Raw genomic sequence first — 17547 nt, forward strand, 5'->3', positions numbered from 1 at the left:
TAGGGCCCGCTTCGCGGAGGGTTTATTGGGGGCCTCAGCCCGTCCCCCAAACCCCTAGGGCAAGGCATTCAGGGCCGGCAGGTCGGCTGCCTTTGCCAGCAGCTTGCTTGGCTTGCCGGTGGGCAGCTCTACAGGCCCAGCCCGCCGGCCACCGGCGCCGTGCCGGGCGCGGCCACCCCTAGCCACTCGCAGCGCCGGCCCCGCCTGGCCGCCGCGCGGGCGCTGCTCAGCGTGCCCTTGCTCACCCCGTCCCACACCACCAGCACCAGGTCAGCCCGGCGCACTATCTCGGCGTTGCGCACGTGGGTTGCGCCGGCCCCGTGGGCGGCATAGTCGGGCCGCAGCTCCGTCAGCGGCACCAGGTTGCGCCCCGCCCAGCCGGCGGCCAGGGTGTCCACGCCCGCCGCCCCGCCGCTCACCACTTCGGCCACCTGGCCTAGCACGTGCAGGGCATCCAGGCGGCGCAGCAGGGCCTCGCAGCTCGTCACGCTCCGGCTGCCTACCACCGCTACCACCAGCCCTGCGGGTACGGCTGCCATATTAGTAATTTTTTGTATATTTCTCATAATCGAAGATACATACTTTTTTCTGTATTTTCCACTTATTTTAATTACTTTATTTAGTATATTTTCTTGCTTTATTACGTATATTTGTAAGGTAGTCGGGGAGAGGCCCCGGCGCTACGCGCCAGCGGCGCTGGCTAGGCCCGGCCAGCACCGCAGCGCATTACACGGCTAACCCTTACAGCCATGCTCACTTCCATTCAGTTTACCCAGCTAGCTCAGGCCGCCTGGTCGGGTACCACCTTCTTCGCCTCCATCGTCAGCTACCGCAGCGCCTCCGGCTACGCGGCCACTAGCTACCGCGTCAGCTACCACCCCGGCGAGGTAGGTAGCCAGTGCTTCCAGGAAGAGCGCCCGTGCCCCTTTGCCGCCGTGCTAGCGGCCGTGCAGGCAGCCGCCACGGCGGGCGTAGCCGTGTGCGTATCCACCGCCGGCGCCGTGGTGGCCCAGGCCGAGCACCTGTTTGCCGGTGCGCCCGCCCCGGCCCTCGCGCCGCCCGTGGTGTGCGCCGGTTGCGGCGAAGGCCGCGACCACTTCGGCGAGTGCGGGTGCTCCTATGTGCCTGTTGCCGCCTCCCGCTACTTCCATGCCTAGGCTTGCTACCCCGCCGGCCGCGCCCGCCCAGGGCGCGGCCCCCACGGCCACCGAGCAGCGCGCCCGCCTCGTAGCCCTCATTGAGCAGTGCCAGGCCCGCGACCAGGCCGCCCAGCGCCGCAGCTGCTACCTGGCTCCGGCCCCAAGTGCTGCCTACCATGACCCCGCCACCGACCCCGCCCGCTGGCAGGGCTTCCTCTAGCCCACGTCATGGCTCAGCACACTGCCCGCCGCCTCAAGGTGGCCCAGCACTTCCGCAGCCTCCACCCGCGCCTCAGCACCACCAGCAAGCTCACGCTTGCCGGCGACTGGCTAGCCGCCGCCGGCTTCCTGCCCGGCGCGTTCGCCGTGGTAGAGGTGCAGGCCGGCCGCCTCATCATCACCACCGCCCCAGTCCACTAGCCACCCGGCCCGCGCTCCATCGGCGCGGGCCACTAAGCCCCGCCCCATGATTGCTCGCATTAGCCCCAGCGCCCACGCCCTAACCGCCGCCTGCTTTCCCGTGCCCGGCTGCACTGTGGGCGGCTACGCCACCCGAACCGGCTACAAGCTCTTCATCCATCCCCCGCAGCCCTACGCGGGGCCCTCGGTGTACTGCGGCCACGGTGCCACCTGCTACGAGGCCCTGGCCGCCGCCGTGCAGCTTTTCCACGAAAGCGCCCACGCCTACCCAGGTGCCCAGCCGCTAGCCGCCGCTGGCAGCTACGACGGCGCCAGCCACCGCACCGATTCCTTTTAATCAACCAGGGGCCGGCCCCAGCGCCGGTTCCGCTTTCTCCCCAGCACCATGCCCGCCACTGCTCCCACCTACCGACCCCATCTGCTTGACCCGCATAGCGCCGAGCCTCAACCAGTCAGCCCAGCCAACGGCCGCAGCTTCCGGCTGGCTGAGCTATACCAGTTGCTCGACTGCCAGACCGTCGAAGTGGTGCGCCTCACCGACGAGTTGATTCTCATCATCGACGAGGAAGGCAAGTTCCGCAACCCCGCCTACCTCAACCTACTGGCTACCTATCTCTGGTACCAGCACCAGCCCGAAGCGCGGGGCGTCGATTCCATTGTGGGCCGGGCCATTCTCTGCCACGACAAGCAATTCAGATAAACGACAAACGGCGACGGGGCCGGCCGACAACTGGCCCCACTTTTTTCATTCCCCAACCTCCGCCCCCTATGGCAACCAAGCAAACCACCCCAAACGTCCTAGCCGCTAACACCGCTCCGGCCGCTACTGATACGCTCACCGCCAGCCGCGCCTACCTCACTGCCTCGGTCGATGAGGCCACCGGCGAAGTAGTCGAAACCAGCCGCTTCAAGTACTTACCCGGCCACCCCCGCCAGATTCGCGCCGACCTTAAAGCCGGCGTCTTCAACCTGAACGGGCAGGAGGTGCTGGGCAAGTCGCTGACATTCATTCCCGTTGCCCTGCGCATCTTCTCCGACAACATCCTGAGCATGGGCCGCAAGGTGTGGGCCGAGCTGTTTTTTATCGACAAGACCGGGGCCGTATGCGCGGTGCTTTTCCACGGCTACAGCGTCGAGAACCTGCAAAAGCTCAACGCCAGCCTGTTCTACGACGACCTCAAGCTGACCGACGTGGAGCTGACCGTTACCCCCGTCAAGAAGCAAACGGAGAAGGAAGGCAAGCCCGCCACCTACTTCATTGCCGAGTTCAGCTACCAGCCCGCCGACCCGGCCGAGGTGCAGGCCCGCCAGGAGTTTGCCGAAGATTTCGACCTCTACCGCGAGGAAACGCTGACGGGCATGGCCGATATGCGCCTGGTCAACGGCTACCGCATCCCCGAGGGCTACCAGTTCCCTGAGCAGCGGGCTGCCAAGCAGCTCACCACCGCCGAAACCGCCGCAGTCACCGAGTAACCCACCGGCCCCTGACCCACCAGCAGGGGAGGGGCCACTTTTTACCGTTAGTCCCATGCTGCAACTCCCCGAGTTCCGCCAGGAGCAGACCGCCCACGACGAGGCTGAGGCCGCCCGCCTCACCCAGCTAGCCCAGCTCATCGCCACCACCGCCCCGCTGCCTGACCTGCGCGACCTGGTCCCCGCCGTGCGCTAGCTCTTCCCGCCCCTGGCTTATGAAGTAGGCTGCGGCGGCTCCCACATCTGGCTGCACCGCACCGTCGACCCGCAGCGCCTGGCCTGCCTCCTAGACCGCTATCAGTAGCGGATAACTGTTAATTGATAATTGAAAAGATGTTCACCAACCTCCAGCCCCATCCCGGCATCACCCAGGCCCAGCACCGCGCCCTGCCCTTCGTCAGTAACACCGACCTCAGCCGCTTGGCTGATGAGCTGCTGGGCCGCCCCGCCCGCGAGTGCGCCGCCGCTTTCGCTTTCGGCTCCTACTTCCACAGCGCCACCCTCGAGCCGCACCTGTTCACCCCAACCAATCCCGAGGACGTCCTCGACCACCGCCAACGCCAGCAGGCCGCCGCGCTGGCCGCCGCCATCCGGCGCCGCCGCTACCCCCGCCACGTCTTGTACCGGGGCCAGCCCGAACAGAGTTACACCGCTACCCACGAGGCCACCGGCCTAGTAGTGAAGGTGCGCCCCGATTTGCTAATTGACAGCCCCAAGAAGCGCCGCCGCACCCTCGTAGACTTCAAAACCACCAGCTGCCGCGACCTGTCCCAATTTCTCGACACTGTTGAAAAATACGGCTATGACCGCCAGGGCGCGCTGTACGCCGACGTGTTGGGCGCCCACCGCGTTGTGCTCATCGCCGTGCAAAAGAAGTTCCTCACCCGTAGGGTCAGCGGAGCTAAAGACCAGATGCCCGCCGTATGGGTACATGAGTTGACAGCCGAGCAAATTGCGCTAGGCCGCAAGAAGTACCGGAAGCTTCTTCTATGTTACGCCAAGCAAGCCAGCACCTTATCAGCACAGTTAATAAGCTGACTTACTCCACTCTTACAAGTAAGGTCGGGCTAGGTAGGCCGATTTAGTATGGCCCGTAGTAGGGTGAACTGGAAAGAAGTTGGGCCTAGGAAAGAGAATGAAAAGCCCTGCTAGCTAGGGCAGAGCTTTCGCTGCATCTATTTCTCTATAAAGCGCCTGGGCGTCAGTTTTGGTAGTAGTTTTGGGTATGAAGCAAATTCTACTCGCTGCTATGCTGCTGATTAGCTTTACTGGCTGTAAATCAAGTAGTAATTCAGAACGCCTGATGTTCTACTTTCAAGCGGTCTAGAAAATCGGAACAGGTCAAGAACGCCTGATGCGCTACTTCTGGTCGGTCCAGTAAATGGGAGGAGGTCAAGTCAATTACGACGTCTGCGTTTTAGGCGTATTCGCCTGCGTTAGCACGCGCGCCAGCTGGACGAGCCGCCGCGGGCTCATTAGCTTGAGGCCCCGCAGTTCGTGGCTGACGCGGCGCCAATCCACGCCCAGGCGCTTGGCCACGGCCACAACAGAGAGCGGACTGGCCTGAAACTGGGCGATGAGCGCGACCTGGGCCGCAGGCAGCACGCGCGGGGCCGCTGGCCTGGCGAGCAAATCATACTGGACCAGCACCCGCCGTACTTGGTAGGGCGAGCAGGCTAGCTTGACCGCTATTGTCGCGATGGACTGGCCAAGGTGCCAACGCGCGGTGACGGCCGCGTGGTCGGCCTGGCGAAGACGGCGGGGGGAAGACGCGGGCATGGCAGATACCTCTTTTTCGAGCAAAGCGCCCGTGGCGGCGGGTAGTGAGTGGCAGTTGGACCAGTCCTGTTCCCACCCACAATTAGCGCAGCCGGCCTGGGGTAAGTAGCCCCGCTCCGTGCGTGCGTAGCACCAGATTTGTCCGGCGCTGTGCGTTACAGGATACTGGAGACGACATTGACGCCCAGGGCGATGACGGCGGTGTTGAAGCCGAAGGACAGCAGCCCGTGGGCCAGGGTGAGCTGGCGCATTTGCAGAGAGGTTACCCCGGTGTCCGAGGTCTGGGCCGTCATGCCGATGGTGAAGGCGTAGTAGGCGAAGTCCCAGTACGTGGTCGGGGCGGCCCCGGCAAAGGCCAGGCCGCCGCGCGGCGCGGCTCCCGGCTCGGCCCCGGGGTCCGGGCTAAAGTAGGCGTGGGCGTAGCGCAGGGTAAAGAGCGTGTGCAACAGGAACCAGGCCCCCAACACGGCCACCACCGATACGGCCACTTGCTCGAGTTGCTCGCGGTGGGGCAGTTCTTTGAGCCCGTGCAGCAGCAGGGCCACGGCCAACAGGCTCGCGGTGGCGGCCAGCACGACGGCCCCGAACGTGGCGGTCCGGCCCGGGTCCTGGCGGGTGGCCACGCGGCGCAGGTAGGCGGCGTCGGCCGTGAAAATGGTGGCCCAGGTCAGGACCAGGATACTGAGGCAAAACCCGTCCCAGGCCACGACCCCACGGGTAGCGGGCCGAAAGTCGGCCGGAGCCAGCCAGGCGCACCCGGCCCCGAGGGCTATGGCCCCCCCAAAGCGGTGCAGGGCCGGCGAGGCGAGGACCCGGTGCAAGGACCGCGCGCGTGGGGCCGCAGAGGCGGAGACACTGGCCGGCGGGGAGGAGGGTAACGGACGCATAAAAGGGGCGCGACGCCGGCCAGTGGGTTCCCCAGGGGCCAGAGCCGCCGGGGAGCGCAACAGGCCGGGAGGAGTCGATGGGCTGTTTGGCCGCGCAAGTTGCGCGTGCCGGAGCAAACGCTCGCTTTATACAGGCAAGGGGTAGCCGGCCGACGCTATCCTGCCCCAGTCATTCCGCGCCTTGTTGGGGCTGCTGCTGCCTGCCGATACCACGTGCGGCCTGGTTAGGTTGCCTGTCTACCCCGCCGCCCCGAACCGGCCCAGCCACACGCCGAGGGCGAAGACGATGCCGCCGCCCACAATCACCTGGAAGATGGTGCTGGCCAGCGGCGTTTTCATAAAGCGGTACCGGATGTAGGCAATCAGCAGCAGCTCGCTACCCACCACCACGTAGGCCACCTGCAAGGCCAGGGCCAGGTTGGTGAGCAGAAAGGGCAGCGTGTGCAACATCCCGCCGGCCGTCGTGGCCCCGCCCGTAATCAGACCCCGCGCCCACGGATTGCCCCGCCCCGTCACGGCCCCGTCGTCGGAGAGCGCTTCGGCGAGCCCCATACTAATGCCGGCCCCCACGGAGGCGGCCAGCCCCACGAAAAAAGCGGCGTGGGGCGAATGCGTGAGCCCGGCGGCGGCAAAGAGGGGGGCCAAGGTGGAGACCGAGCCGTCCATGAGCCCGAGCAGGGCGGGCTGCACTTTTTGCAGCACAAAGGTAGCTTCGTCGGAAGGAGCAGTCGGAGTGGGGTCGAGCGTCGGCGTCATAAGCAGGAAAAGGGGCGGGTCGCTGGCCCGGCTAGGCGGACCGGGAGCCGGGCGGCAACAGCGGGGCAGCCGGGGCAATGGGGGCTGCCGCTGCCCTGTACGTGCTCCCCCGCGTAGCGTTACCAGCCCCCGGCGGCGACTACCACGCCCGCTGACCGGTCACAACCAAACCGCGGGGCGGCGAACTCGTCCGTTGATGAGGGAGTCGGGAAAGCCTCGCCGCCGTTATGGGGGCGTTAGTGAACAACTAGGGCCAACTCTCCGACTTGGCGGCCAGTTAGTTTAAATGCTACTGCTAAGGCACAAAACGCAATAAGAGTAGTGTGAGACGATTGTTTTACACGTCCCTTAACGCCATCGAAGCAGAATAGCGAAAACGAACGTTCAGCCTATCTTTTTGCCCACGTACCGAATAATATGTTGTCAGACAGTACACTAAACGTAAAAATGAGGCAACAGTGCGCCTGAAGCGGAGGGTTTGCCCTAGTTGTTTACTAACACCCCCTTTACCGGTATTCACTTGGCGAAATGCCGCTGCAACAGCGCGTTAACCTTTTCCTGCGTCAGGGGCTTGCTAAGAAAGCCCGCAATGGGTAACTGCTCGATGCGGGCGAGGTCCACGGGGTGCAGCGAGGTGGTGAGCATGACAATGACAAGAGCTTGCTGAGGAGCCAACGGCAGCTGCACGTAGGCTTCGAGAAAGGCCAGCCCATTGAGCACGGGCATGTTCATATCCAGCAAAATGAGCCGGGGACATGCCGGCGTCGGCGGGGCGCTGCAGGTCTGCTCGAGCGTGCGTAGGGCCTGCTCGCCGTTCTCGGCCACCAGCACCTGCTGGGCCACGCCCATGCGGGTCAGCAGCAGCTTATTGAGGTAGTTGGTGGTGGGGTCGTCATCGACTAACAGCACACTGGTTAGGGGGGGCATAGCGTAAGGGCGTACTTAAACAGGTAACGTAACGGTGAAGGTGGTTCCTACATTGGGCTGACTCTGTACCTGGATGGTGCCGCCTACATTCTCGATGAGGCGCTTGGTAATGTAGAGGCCCACGCCCGTGCCCTCGACGTGGGTGTGCAGGCGCTGAAACAAGCCAAAGAGCTGGCGCTGCTGCACTTCACTCATTCCCAGGCCATTGTCTTGTACCGTGAGCACAATTGCGCAGCCCTGCTGCGCGGCCCGCACCTGCACGTGCGAGGGGCGGTCCGGGGCGCGGTACTTGACGGCATTGCTGAGCAGGTTGTAGACGACGCTGCGCAGGTTAGCCGGCGAGAAGGACAGCACCAGGTCCGGGGCCACCGCGATGGTGAGCTGCGTGGCGGCGGCCGCCAGCGCGGGGGCCAGGTCCAGGCGCACCTGCTCGACTACCGGGGCTAGGATGACCGGCTCGGTGGGCCCGGCGTGCGCTAGCTGCAGCCGAGAAATATCGGTAAGCTGGGTGATGGTGCCCTGAAAGCGGGCCACCGTCGTGTCGAGCAGGCCTAGCAGGTGCGCCACCACCTCGTCCTGTTGCACGCCAGGGGACAGCGTATCACGCAGGGCCTGCACAATGCTTTCGATGTTGGTAATGGGTGCTTTCAGGTCGTGCGAGGCCGTGTAGACGAACGTATCTAAATCCACATTGGTGCGCGTGAGCTGGCGGTTGCTCTGCTGTAATTCCTGATTCGTGGCAATCAATTCTTGGTTAAGGGCGGCCAATTCCTCCGTCCGCTGCTGCACGCGCGTTTCCAGGGCCGCATTTAGCTGCTCCACCTGGCGGCGGGCCAGTACCTGCTCGGTTACCTCGGTGGCGACCACCATCGCTCCCTCGATGCGGCCGTCGGCAGCGTACATGGGCACGTACACAAAGTCCCAGTATACGGTTTCGCGGTGACCATTGCGGTCGTGTTGGGCCTCCATTGCGTGGGCCACGTGGGGCACGCCGGTGGCCATCACGCCGTCGAGTAGTTCCTCGTAGCCGAGGCCCGCCACTTCGGGCAGGGCTTCAAACAGCCCCTTCCCCAGCAGCTGCGCACGGGTGCGGCCCCAGAGGCGGGCCACTGTGGGGTTAGCCAACTCAATGGTATAGGTCGGCCCGCGATACACGGCGATGGCCAACGGGGCCTGCTCAAAGACGCGCTCCAGTTCGCCGCGCTGGCGCTCCGCTTCCGTCCGGGCGGCCTGCTCGGCGGCCTGGCTTTCCCGTAAAGCCAGTTCTACGGCACTGCGGGGCTGTTCGCTGGTGTCGGTGAAGCTGACCAACAAGCGTTCGCCCACGCGTCGGGCCGCTAGGTGAAAGTAGTTATCCAGCCCGTCGTATTGGTAATTAAACTCGCCGCGCCGCACCTCGCCCGTCCGAAAGGCTTCGCGGTAGAACGCAAAGATGCCCGTAGTCAGCGCGTGCGGGTAAAGGGTCAGAAAGGTTTCGGCGGGGCACTCGGGCAAGGCCAGCATCTGCTGGGCGGCCGGATTGAGGCGCTCATACGCCAAATCGATTAGTTCGCCTGCGGCATCCTGCACGGGTCGGAACAGAATACCGCCCAGGGCCGAGAGGTCAAAAAAGGCCTCGAATAGGTCGTTGGCGGGCGCAATTAAAGACATAGTGTAGGAACGGAAAAGCTAGGCGAAACTACTTATAATGGCTAGCTTGTGCGCATAGTTGGAGCCAGCAAGGTTTCGCTGACTGGCTTCGGCCCAAGTTGCGCAATGCTGGTTCTGACTGTCCCCTTTGAGAGGAAGTGGTCGCGTGAGGCTATGCGGTTAGATACACCAAAGTGTGTGGACAGCTAGTTGGCTTCTGAAAGGTGCTATAGCTGTTGCAGAACTATCAATCTCATTCGAGAAGCGGTCGCGGCTAATGCAGCTTTATTGCTAGTATACAGGCCCAATTTGGTTGCCAGTGGCTTCCCATGAGGGCCTCGACCGAGCTCAGCAATAGCATTCGAGCCGAAACTATCCTCCCCCGCTGTTTGCCTTGCCTAGCCAATCTCAGGCAAAGCGTCCGCACTAGCAGCGAAACGCTCCTAGTGAGCTTCGTCTACGTGGGGCACCCCACCTGTAAGACTACCCAGGCCACCAGCCCGCCGAGCAGCGTGGCGACGATATCCTGTACGTCGAAGACCCGGTTCGCCATCCAGCGTTGCGCAAACTCGTAGAGCACCAGGCCGGCCACGGCACTCCCACACGCCCGGGTTATCTCCGGCCGCGTCTGCTTCTGAAACAGGGTTATGTAGAGGGCAACCAAGAGCAGGGGTGCGATAAAGTTAGGCAGCGAGTCGGCCAAAACCTGGCCAAAGCGGGTGAGGTGGTGGTGGCGCAACTGGGGCCGCAGGTGGAGTTCCTCGAAGGCAGTAAAGGCGACCAGTACGCCGACCAGCCCCCAGCGAAAGAGGCGTTGGCTAGCCCGCGAGTGGGCAGTAGCAGGGCGCGGCTTCATATATCAGCTTCAAGTGGTGAGAACACGTTTACCCAACCAAAGACGAGCTGACCCTGACCGAGTCTGCGCCAGTAGCTAAGCAGGGCTAAAGCTACGCGTTGCGCGTTAACGAGGGGGCGTTGCGGGGAAGATGAGCGCGCAGTTTTCTTCGTAAGGGTAGCAAGGGTAAGCGCTTAGGAATGACGACGCCTCCCGCGTTCCAGTTCCTCGCTACGACCCGTGACTTACGCCCAGCAAACCAGGCCAGCTGCCTAAATAGGCCGGCCCCGAAATGTGCAGTGGCTGTTGCAGAACTCGGTCTAATGCCTCGCACGAGAGCTTGAGCGGTTAAATTAGGCCTAGAAACTGGGGCTATGGCTGCTTTTTGCAGGCTTCTGTACTAGCTGCGACCACTTCTTGGACGAGTGTGCGAGTTCGGCAATAGCTACGAAGAGCTGAAAAGTGCGACAAACAGGGCGTGCGGAGAATAGGTGTTATATTCGCCGCATATTAAGCGGAGATTAGTGTGTATATTCATCAGCAGCCTACCTGGCCAGCCTTTACATGGCAGCATGAACGCTTAGAACCGCTCCTGGGCGCGGTTCGCCACCAACAAGGACGGGTGCTGGGCCACATGGAGGCGCTGGGCTTTTCACTGCAGGCGGAAGCTTTACTGCAAACGCTCACGCTCGAAGCTCTCAAATCCAGCGAAATTGAGGGGGAGCTTCTGCCTACCGAGCAAGTACGCTCCTCGCTGGCGCGCCGCTTGGGCCTGGACGTAGCCGGCCTAGTGCCAGCGGAGCGCCGGGTCGAGGGCGTGGTCGACATGCTGCTTGATGCGACCCAAGGTTTTGCACAGCCCCTCACGGCCGAGCGCTTATGCAGCTGGCAGGCGGCATTGTTCCCGGCGGGTCGTAGCAGCTTGCAGCGCATCCAGGTTGGCACCTGGCGCACGGGCGCCAAGGGCCCGATGCAGGTCGTTTCGGGTGCGCTGGGGCGTGAGCAGGTCCACTTCGAAGCGCCCGCCGCGGAACAGGTAGCCGCGGAGATGACGCAGTTTCTTGAGTGGTTCAACTCGAACGCGCCTCTGGATGCCGTGCTCAAAGCCGGCATTGCCCACCTCTGGTTTGTCACCATTCACCCCTTCGAAGATGGCAATGGCCGCGTAGCCCGTGCCCTTACGGAGCTGCAGCTCGCCCGTGCCGATGCCTCGGCCCAGCGCTTCTATAGTCTCTCGGCCCAGATGCGGCTGGAGCGCAATGCCTACTATGCCCAGTTGGAAGCCGCTCAAAAAGGGGACCTCGATATTACGACTTGGCTAAACTGGTTTCTCACCTGCCTGAGCCGCTCCTTGCAGGCCACCGAGCAGACGCTCGCTAACGTGCTCACGAAAGCACGGTTTTGGGAGCAGCACGCCGCGTTCCCATTCAATGCGCGGCAGCAACGCGTGCTTAACCAGTTGCTCGACGGCTTCCAAGGGAAGCTTACCTCGTCTAAGTGGGCGACGATTGCCAAATGCTCCCAGGACACGGCGACCCGCGACATACAAGCCCTGCTGGACCAGCGTATCTTAGTTAAAGAAGCGGCTGGCGGACGTAGTACGAGCTACCGCTTGGCCGTCGGAGCGCTGGAGTAGCGAAGGAGGCTTTTGGCAGCAAAGACGTTTTAGAAACGAGCGTGGCTGTTGCAGAACTCAGGCTGGGTATGCTCCTAGCTAGAAAGCTGACTCGCAGAAGCTTCGGACTGGCCAACCGAGTACTAAAATGAGGCGTGCAGCGCCCTTGTTTCGGTGGCCAGCGCGATAACTACGCTAGCGGGCTATTTTGGTTGGTGCCGGAGCAGCTTTCTGAGATTATAGGGAATGGCACTGAGCAGCATGGCTTTGTGGGCTGCTGCTTGGCCCTTGGTACCGACGCGCCGTTGGCCATACTGGTGCAGCAAGTGACTGAAGACGGGTTCAACCGTGCGCTGGCGGACGCGGCGCATGCGCTGCCTAGCCCGTGCGCGCTGCCAATGCCCGGCCCGGCGATAGACCGCATCAAAAGCCGAGCCAATCAGTTGTTTGTACTGCGCTCCCGATACACAGGTCGCGCGCAACGGACACCGCTGGCAATCCTGGTAGGTAGCCCGGTAAAGCTTAGACCAATTGCCGTCTTCCGTCACCCGGTAAGCGCGAAACCGCAGCAGCTTGCCTGCAGGGCAGCCGTACGTATCCTGGGCGGGGGCGTAGGTAAAACCTGTCACTTCCGGCTTGTAGGCCCCAAAAGCAGGAATCCACGGCTTGATGTGGCAGTGCTCCAACAACGCGTAGTTGAAGCCCGTGGAGTAGCCCGTATCGGCCACCAGCTCCCGTAGCGTTAAGTCGTTGGCCGTGAACCTAGCGCGTAACCCTTGAACCAGGGCGGGCAAGTGCGCACTATCGCGGCCGTCCGCGAAATCGGCTTGGATGTGGCTAATAACGCCCGCGGCCGTGTCCACCCCAAACTGTAGAGGTAGGTTCAGAGCCCGGACCTTACCGGGCTTCACGAAGATGCGGGCCTCGGGGTCAGTGGGGCTGTAGTGGGTCTTATTACTCAGTAGCTTGGCTTTCGCATGCTGCGCGCCCAGGCTCCCCGCCTCGGTGCGGCGCTTGGCTTGGCGGGCGGCTTCGCGGTGCAGCTGGTGGGCGGGTGCCGTCTGGCTGTGGTGCACGGGAGCTAGCGGCGTACTTGGCTGACTGGCTAGGTGCGTAGGTGGCGCAAGAGGCGGTTGTTTAGAGCGCAGGCTGTTGAGGGAAGCACGAGCTTTGACGGGGACTGAATCCATGGCTTGAGTGTCGCCTGCCACTAACCCGGCGGCGACGCACTGGGCGAATACGTGGTCGAAGAGGTGCTCAAAAATAGTGGCTGGGTAAAGCTGGCGCGTGCGACTAATCGTCGAGTGCCAGGGCAAGTCTTCGTCGGCTTCGTAGCCCAAAAAGTACAGAACACAGAGCCGCAGGCTGTAGTGCTCGACGAGGCGGCGGTAACTGGCAATGTTTTCCAGGCGGCCCACCAGCACAAGCTTGAAGAACACGACCGGGTCGAGCGAGGGCTGGCCCGTGTGGCTATACAGGGTAGGGGTCTACTCATAGAGAGCGCATCAAAAAGTGTGGGGCAGTCACGGACCGGCAGTTAGGTGGGACATGGTCAGCCCCGATGCTTGCAACTTCTCCGGCGAAGCAAATAGGTTGGTAATAGCAGTTGCCCTACATTTTTGATGCGCTCAAGTGGTCCAGTAGCTATAAGGCACTGAGCATTCTTTCAAAAAAATCGAAAACCAGCTCATTAGAGATAGCCTCGCAGTTGCCAAATTAGTGAACTAAGGTATTTACAGGGCCGGCAGTACCAGCACTGGTATCGGGCTGTGCAGCAGCACGTGTGCCGTCACGCTGCGGTGAAAGAGCGCGCCTAGAAAGCTGCGCGGGCGCGCTACCAGCACAACCGCATCAAACTCGCCGGTAGCCGCCAGGATGCCGCCGGCTGGCGTGGCGTGCACTAGGCAGCGTGTCTGAAGCCCATACCCTAAATCCAGGGCTAGCCCGGTGCGCTCGATAGCCTCGATGGCGGCGGCCATTCCCGACTTGGCATCGACTTTATTGGGGGCTACGTGCAGCACGGTTAGCTCGGCAGCCAGCGTATCAAACAAATGCCGCACCAAGCCCGTGTGTCCGCCCAGGCTGAAAAGCTCGGCGTCGAGGGCCAGTAGCAGGCGGCGCGGCACAGTAAGCGCGGCGGCCTCCGGCACCACCAGCATGGGCTGTGGTGCAGTCCGCAATATATCGAGCGCGGCTGTCGATACCAACTCGTCGGGCATACTGTCGGTGTTGCGGTGGCCGAGCACCACCAAGGCCGGCTGGTGGTGACTACTGGCAGCGGCCACCGCCTGGGCCACCTGGCCGTGCCCTACTTCGGCCACCACGGGGGTTGCTAGCTGCCGGGTCACGCTGGCCAGGGCCAGGTCTATTACTTCCTGGCTCAAGGTATCGACCCGGCCGCTGAGATACTCGGGGTCGAGCGCCGAATCGCGGCGCACGTGCAGCAGCACCAGCTGCGCGCCAATGGCCCCGGCTAGGGTATCGGCGTAGGCTAGGGCGTGGTCGGCAGGTTGAAAAAAATCGGTTAGCACAAGCAGCGAGAGCGCCATGAGACAAAGAAAGGGATAGGGTAAAACTGAACGGTAAAGAACCGAGCACTGGCCGTTGCCTGGGCTGCCAACCGTCAGCTTCTTACCTGATTTTTGTCATGGCTCCGGCCTCGTAGCGACCGGAGTCACGCTGTGTTATAAGTTTGATTCTGTGTTGATTTTCAGTAGATTGCCCGCAGTCCGCTCCGTGATACTACTTTTGTCGAGCTTCTTACTTGCGATAACATGCTGATGAACAAGTGCTAGGGCTTTCCAGCCCGCGAGGCGTTCGCGAACAGGGCTGCCGCTGCTCTGCCCGCCTTTAGCACTTGAGGCCAGGTCCAGCCCGCTGCTCTGGGCGGTAGACGCGGCCCTTGACAAAGGTTACCCACCAGGAATGAGTATTGTCATACAATGGCGGGGGTAGGGGCCGCTACTTTTGGGTGCCTGTTTTTCCTGTCACGTATGCTTTATTGCCTTAAAATCTCGTTGGCCAACCTCGCCCATGCGGTGGGCCCTGCCGTGGTAGGGCCGGCGCCGGAAGTAGCGCCACCGCACCAACCGGTAGCCTGTAGCACCGGAAAGGTCACTAGCTGCGCGGCCGCGAGTCTGCTTTGGCTAGCTTGGGCGATTCTGCTATCGGGCCAGGGTGTGCATGCGCAGGCCATGGCCGTAGAAAACGTGCCGCCGCTGGCTTACGGGGCGATGTTCCAGCAGTATCCGCTGGCTCGGCAGGTGACGTGGCGCAGATATCAGGACTGGTATCAGGCCAGCTATACCCAAAGTCAGGCCCACCGGCTGGTGCGGTTCAGCAGCAACGGCGATGTGGAAGCCACGGGCCAGGATATGGCGCTCAGTGCGCTCTCGCTTCCCATTCAGCACACCCTGACCACGTACTATCCCACCCGCACCATCTGTCGCGCCATCGAGGTGACCAATGCTCGCACTAGGGACCTTACCTACGAAATGGCCACCTGCGAAACTGCGTTCAGCCGCACCATCACGCTCACGGCCAACGGCCAAAAAATACCTCGCCTCCGCCTCCATTAGCCGAGGGCGGCCGCCCTTGGCGAAACTCCCGGGGCTGGCCGAAAACGGCCGCGCTACCCCATGGGCGCCAGCGCTACCTGGCTCGACTGCGACCAAGTGGCCCTGGCCGCTTACGCGGCCGAAGCCTTCGCCGTGAACAACGCCTTACCACCCTGACAAAAATCATCTAGTCAAGCAATTATTGTCAGGGTAGCGCGCGGCCCCGGCCCAGACCTTTAAGCTCAGCTTATTGCCTGCCCATAGCGGGGCCGGGCAGCGCCACCTGGTGCTGGTGCTGCGTAACACATATGCTTGATGAACAGTAATTTGCAAGAAAAAAACTTTGATTACCGGTGCGGCCGCGGGTATTGACCGGGCGGTGGTGCTGCGCTACGGCCAGTACGGCGCCCACGTGATGGTATCGGATATCGACCAAGCCCAGGGCCCACTTCTTCAAGGCTGACATGGGCGACCCCGCCCAGTGCCGCCAACTGGTGCAGGAAGCCGTGGCCGTGTTTAGCACGCTGGACGTGGCCCGCAACAACGCCGGCATCACGGGCGAGCTGAGCCTGCCGGCCGACTACTCGCTCGAAGGGTGGCAGCACATTATCAACGTGAACCTCAACAGCGTCTTTTTCTGCCTCAAATACGGGCTGGAAGTGATGCTGAAGCAGGGCCGGGGCGCCATTATCAATATGTCGTCCATTCTGGGACAGGTGGGCACGCCCACGCCGGCGGGCTACGTCACGGCCAAGCACGGCCTTATCGACCTTACCCAAACGGCCGCCCAGGGATACGCCGCCCAGGGCATCCGCCGCCGTGGGGCCGGGCTACATCGACAGGCCGCTGCCAGGGGCGTTTTCGGCCGAAGCCGAGCTAGCTCCGACAAAGCTTCGTTTGTGACGGGTGCCTACTACCCCGTTGAGGGGGGCTACCTGGCGCGCTAAGCAGTTTTTTCACCCACTTTTCCCTATCCCCATGAAAATTGCCGAACGCGAACTCACGCTGGAGCTGACCGATAGCCTGGAAGCTAACCTGAGAGGCCTCACCGAAAAGCACACCCAGCAGATGCACCGCAAGGTGGCGGGCAGCGTAAAAAAGCTGGCCAAAAACTTCGCCCGCCTGCTGGCCAAAGAGCAGCGTGCCCGCGCCAAGCAGCAGCGCCGGGCCACCAAAGCCTCGGTGCAGAGCCTGGTGCTGAAGCTGCACGAATTACTCGCTTCGCCTGCCGCCGCGCCGGCTCACCTGCGGCGAGTTGGCGCGGTGGCCGCGTGATACACTGGCTGGGGGCCCACCAAGTGGTGCTGACCATCAACGGCGGCTCGTCGAGCATCAAGTTTGCCGTGTATGCGCTGGGCGCAGCGGGCAGTGAGCCGCAGCGGGGGCTAGCCGGCCAGCTCGAGCGCATCGGCCGGCCCGGCACCTGCCTCACGGTGCCCGGCCCGGCCCCCGGCCAGCCCAGCAGCCAACCGGTGGACGCCGCCGACCAGCCCGCCGCCATCCGGTTTCTGCTCGATTGGCTGGCGCGGCAGCCGGCTTTCCCCACCGTGCAAGCCGTGGGGCACCGGGTGGTGCACGGCGGCCCCGCCCACCAGGCGCCGGAGGTGATTACGCCCGCGCTGCTGGCCGATTTGCGGCAGCTTACTGCCTACGACCCCGACCACCTGCCCGGCGAAATTGCGCTCATCGAGGCCTTCCAGGCCCGCCACCCGCAGCTGCTGCAAGTGGCGTGCTTTGATACGGCGTTTCACCGCGCTATGCCTCTGGTGGCCCGGCAGCTGCCGCTGCCGCGTCGCTACGCGGCCCGGGGCCTGCGCCGCTATGGGTTTCACGGGCTGTCGTACACCTACTTATTGGCCGAGTTGGGCCGCCGGGCGGGGCTAGCGGCCACGCGGGGCCGCGTTATTCTGGCGCACCTGGGCAGTGGGGCCAGCCTGGCCGCCGTGCTAGGGGGCCAGTGCCAGGATACGAGCATGGGCTTCACGCCGGCCGCTGGCCTGGTGATGGGCACCCGCCCCGGCGACCTCGACCCCGGCGTGGTGAGCTACCTGCTGCAAGCCGATGGCCTGACGCCGAAGCAGCTCAACCACCTCCTCAACCACGAATCGGGCCTGCTCGGCATATCGGAAACCAGCGCCGATATGCGCGATTTGCTGGCCGCGCAAGCCACCGACGAGCGGGCGGCCGAAGCCGTGGCGCTGTTTTGCTACCAGGCCCGCAAGTGGGTCGGCTCGTTTGCGGCGGTGCTGGGCGGGCTCGATACGCTCGTGTTCTCGGGCGGCATCGGCGAGCACGCGGCCGAGGTGCGCGCCCGCATCTGCCAGGGGCTAGGGTTTCTGGGCCTGGAGCTGGATGAGGCCCGGAACGCGGTTCACGCGGGCGTGATTTCCAGCGTCGCCAGCCGGGTGATGGTGTACGTCATCCCGACCGATGAGGAGCAGATTATTGCCCAAACCGTGGGCCGGGTGCTGGGGGAGATTCCCGTAGAAGAAGAAAGTAAAGAAGTATTAATCAGCAGTATAAATTGACT

The 17547-nt window shown here is 63.1% G+C and carries 22 protein-coding genes; 13 read left to right on the plus strand and 9 right to left on the minus strand.

Translation table 11 applies throughout. The annotated features are described in order from the left end of the window. Positions 1-128 precede the first annotated feature (128 nt). The gene (locus tag GKZ68_RS00370) at positions 129-539 is read right to left on the minus strand and encodes an SLOG family protein (RefSeq protein WP_173109697.1); all 411 of its coding nucleotides are present in this window, start codon (positions 537-539) and stop codon (positions 129-131) included. A 210-nt stretch (positions 540-749) separates the two neighbouring features. On the opposite strand from GKZ68_RS00370, the gene GKZ68_RS00375 reads away from it, so the two are divergent. The 8 genes from GKZ68_RS00375 to GKZ68_RS00410 all read left to right on the plus strand — a co-directional run bounded on the left by GKZ68_RS00375 (position 750) and on the right by GKZ68_RS00410 (position 4070). Next, a complete protein-coding gene (locus GKZ68_RS00375) occupies positions 750-1157 on the plus strand; it encodes a hypothetical protein (RefSeq protein ID WP_173109699.1) in 408 nt (135 codons plus the stop codon). Next, positions 1150-1359 carry a hypothetical protein gene (locus GKZ68_RS00380; protein WP_173109701.1) on the plus strand — a complete coding sequence of 70 codons (210 nt, stop codon included), beginning with the start codon at positions 1150-1152 and terminating at the stop codon, positions 1357-1359. The genes GKZ68_RS00375 and GKZ68_RS00380 overlap by 8 nt, the downstream gene beginning before the upstream one ends. 8 nt (positions 1360-1367) lie before the next feature. After that, on the plus strand, positions 1368-1559 hold the full coding sequence (locus GKZ68_RS00385; protein ID WP_173109703.1) for a SymE family type I addiction module toxin: 192 nt from the start codon (positions 1368-1370) through the stop codon (positions 1557-1559). A 46-nt stretch (positions 1560-1605) separates the two neighbouring features. Beyond that, on the plus strand, positions 1606-1896 hold the full coding sequence (locus GKZ68_RS00390) for a hypothetical protein (RefSeq protein WP_173109705.1): 291 nt from the start codon (positions 1606-1608) through the stop codon (positions 1894-1896). Between the two features lie 48 nt (positions 1897-1944). Next, entirely contained in the window at positions 1945-2259 is a 315-nt protein-coding gene (locus GKZ68_RS00395) for a hypothetical protein (RefSeq protein ID WP_173109707.1), read from the plus strand. A gap of 68 nt (positions 2260-2327) precedes the next feature. Beyond that, the gene (locus tag GKZ68_RS00400; RefSeq protein ID WP_173109709.1) at positions 2328-3032 is read left to right on the plus strand and encodes a hypothetical protein; all 705 of its coding nucleotides are present in this window, start codon (positions 2328-2330) and stop codon (positions 3030-3032) included. Between the two features lie 55 nt (positions 3033-3087). Further along, positions 3088-3228, plus strand: a complete 141-nt coding sequence (locus GKZ68_RS21810; RefSeq protein ID WP_254244099.1) for a hypothetical protein — start codon at positions 3088-3090, stop codon at positions 3226-3228. 137 nt (positions 3229-3365) lie between these two features. Then, positions 3366-4070: a PD-(D/E)XK nuclease-like domain-containing protein gene (locus GKZ68_RS00410; RefSeq protein ID WP_173109711.1), complete on the plus strand. Its 705-nt coding sequence runs from the start codon at positions 3366-3368 to the stop codon at positions 4068-4070. 363 nt (positions 4071-4433) lie between these two features. Here GKZ68_RS00410 and GKZ68_RS00415 read toward each other — a convergent pair whose 3' ends face one another. The 6 genes from GKZ68_RS00415 to GKZ68_RS00440 all read right to left on the minus strand — a co-directional run bounded on the left by GKZ68_RS00415 (position 4434) and on the right by GKZ68_RS00440 (position 9866). Continuing rightward, positions 4434-4811 carry a hypothetical protein gene (locus GKZ68_RS00415; protein ID WP_173109713.1) on the minus strand — a complete coding sequence of 126 codons (378 nt, stop codon included), beginning with the start codon at positions 4809-4811 and terminating at the stop codon, positions 4434-4436. Between the two features lie 155 nt (positions 4812-4966). Continuing rightward, positions 4967-5632 carry a DUF1345 domain-containing protein gene (locus tag GKZ68_RS00420; protein WP_173109715.1) on the minus strand — a complete coding sequence of 222 codons (666 nt, stop codon included), beginning with the start codon at positions 5630-5632 and terminating at the stop codon, positions 4967-4969. A gap of 303 nt (positions 5633-5935) precedes the next feature. Next, positions 5936-6454, minus strand: coding sequence for a VIT family protein (locus GKZ68_RS00425; RefSeq protein ID WP_173109717.1), 519 nt, complete (start codon positions 6452-6454; stop codon positions 5936-5938). A 516-nt stretch (positions 6455-6970) separates the two neighbouring features. Further along, entirely contained in the window at positions 6971-7381 is a 411-nt protein-coding gene (locus GKZ68_RS00430) for a response regulator (RefSeq protein ID WP_173109719.1), read from the minus strand. Positions 7382-7396: 15 nt separating this feature from the next. Further along, on the minus strand, positions 7397-9031 hold the full coding sequence (locus tag GKZ68_RS00435) for an ATP-binding protein (protein WP_173109721.1): 1635 nt from the start codon (positions 9029-9031) through the stop codon (positions 7397-7399). A 436-nt stretch (positions 9032-9467) separates the two neighbouring features. Beyond that, the gene (locus GKZ68_RS00440; protein ID WP_173109723.1) at positions 9468-9866 is read right to left on the minus strand and encodes a hypothetical protein; all 399 of its coding nucleotides are present in this window, start codon (positions 9864-9866) and stop codon (positions 9468-9470) included. A 505-nt stretch (positions 9867-10371) separates the two neighbouring features. Between GKZ68_RS00440 and GKZ68_RS00445 the strand changes: the two genes are divergently transcribed. After that, on the plus strand, positions 10372-11481 hold the full coding sequence (locus tag GKZ68_RS00445; protein WP_173109725.1) for a Fic family protein: 1110 nt from the start codon (positions 10372-10374) through the stop codon (positions 11479-11481). A 182-nt stretch (positions 11482-11663) separates the two neighbouring features. Here GKZ68_RS00445 and GKZ68_RS00450 read toward each other — a convergent pair whose 3' ends face one another. Then, positions 11664-12938, minus strand: coding sequence for a transposase (locus tag GKZ68_RS00450; protein WP_302052022.1), 1275 nt, complete (start codon positions 12936-12938; stop codon positions 11664-11666). Between the two features lie 255 nt (positions 12939-13193). Beyond that, positions 13194-14009, minus strand: a complete 816-nt coding sequence (locus GKZ68_RS00455; RefSeq protein ID WP_173109729.1) for a universal stress protein — start codon at positions 14007-14009, stop codon at positions 13194-13196. A gap of 645 nt (positions 14010-14654) precedes the next feature. Here GKZ68_RS00455 and GKZ68_RS00460 point away from each other — a divergent pair. The 4 genes from GKZ68_RS00460 to GKZ68_RS00475 all read left to right on the plus strand — a co-directional run bounded on the left by GKZ68_RS00460 (position 14655) and on the right by GKZ68_RS00475 (position 17545). Beyond that, positions 14655-15038, plus strand: a complete 384-nt coding sequence (locus tag GKZ68_RS00460; protein ID WP_173109731.1) for a hypothetical protein — start codon at positions 14655-14657, stop codon at positions 15036-15038. Positions 15039-15481: 443 nt separating this feature from the next. Then, positions 15482-15964 (plus strand): SDR family NAD(P)-dependent oxidoreductase, encoded by a 483-nt coding sequence (locus GKZ68_RS00465; protein ID WP_254244100.1) that lies wholly within the window; start codon positions 15482-15484, stop codon positions 15962-15964. A gap of 31 nt (positions 15965-15995) precedes the next feature. Continuing rightward, complete coding sequence (locus tag GKZ68_RS00470; RefSeq protein ID WP_173109733.1) at positions 15996-16292, plus strand: hypothetical protein; 297 nt, start codon at positions 15996-15998, stop codon at positions 16290-16292. Beyond that, positions 16289-17545 carry an acetate/propionate family kinase gene (locus tag GKZ68_RS00475; protein WP_254244101.1) on the plus strand — a complete coding sequence of 419 codons (1257 nt, stop codon included), beginning with the start codon at positions 16289-16291 and terminating at the stop codon, positions 17543-17545. Before GKZ68_RS00470 ends, GKZ68_RS00475 begins: the two co-directional genes overlap by 4 nt. Positions 17546-17547 lie beyond the last annotated feature (2 nt).

The sequence above is a fragment of the Hymenobacter sp. BRD128 genome (assembly GCF_013256625.1).
GTDB lineage: Bacteria > Bacteroidota > Bacteroidia > Cytophagales > Hymenobacteraceae > Hymenobacter.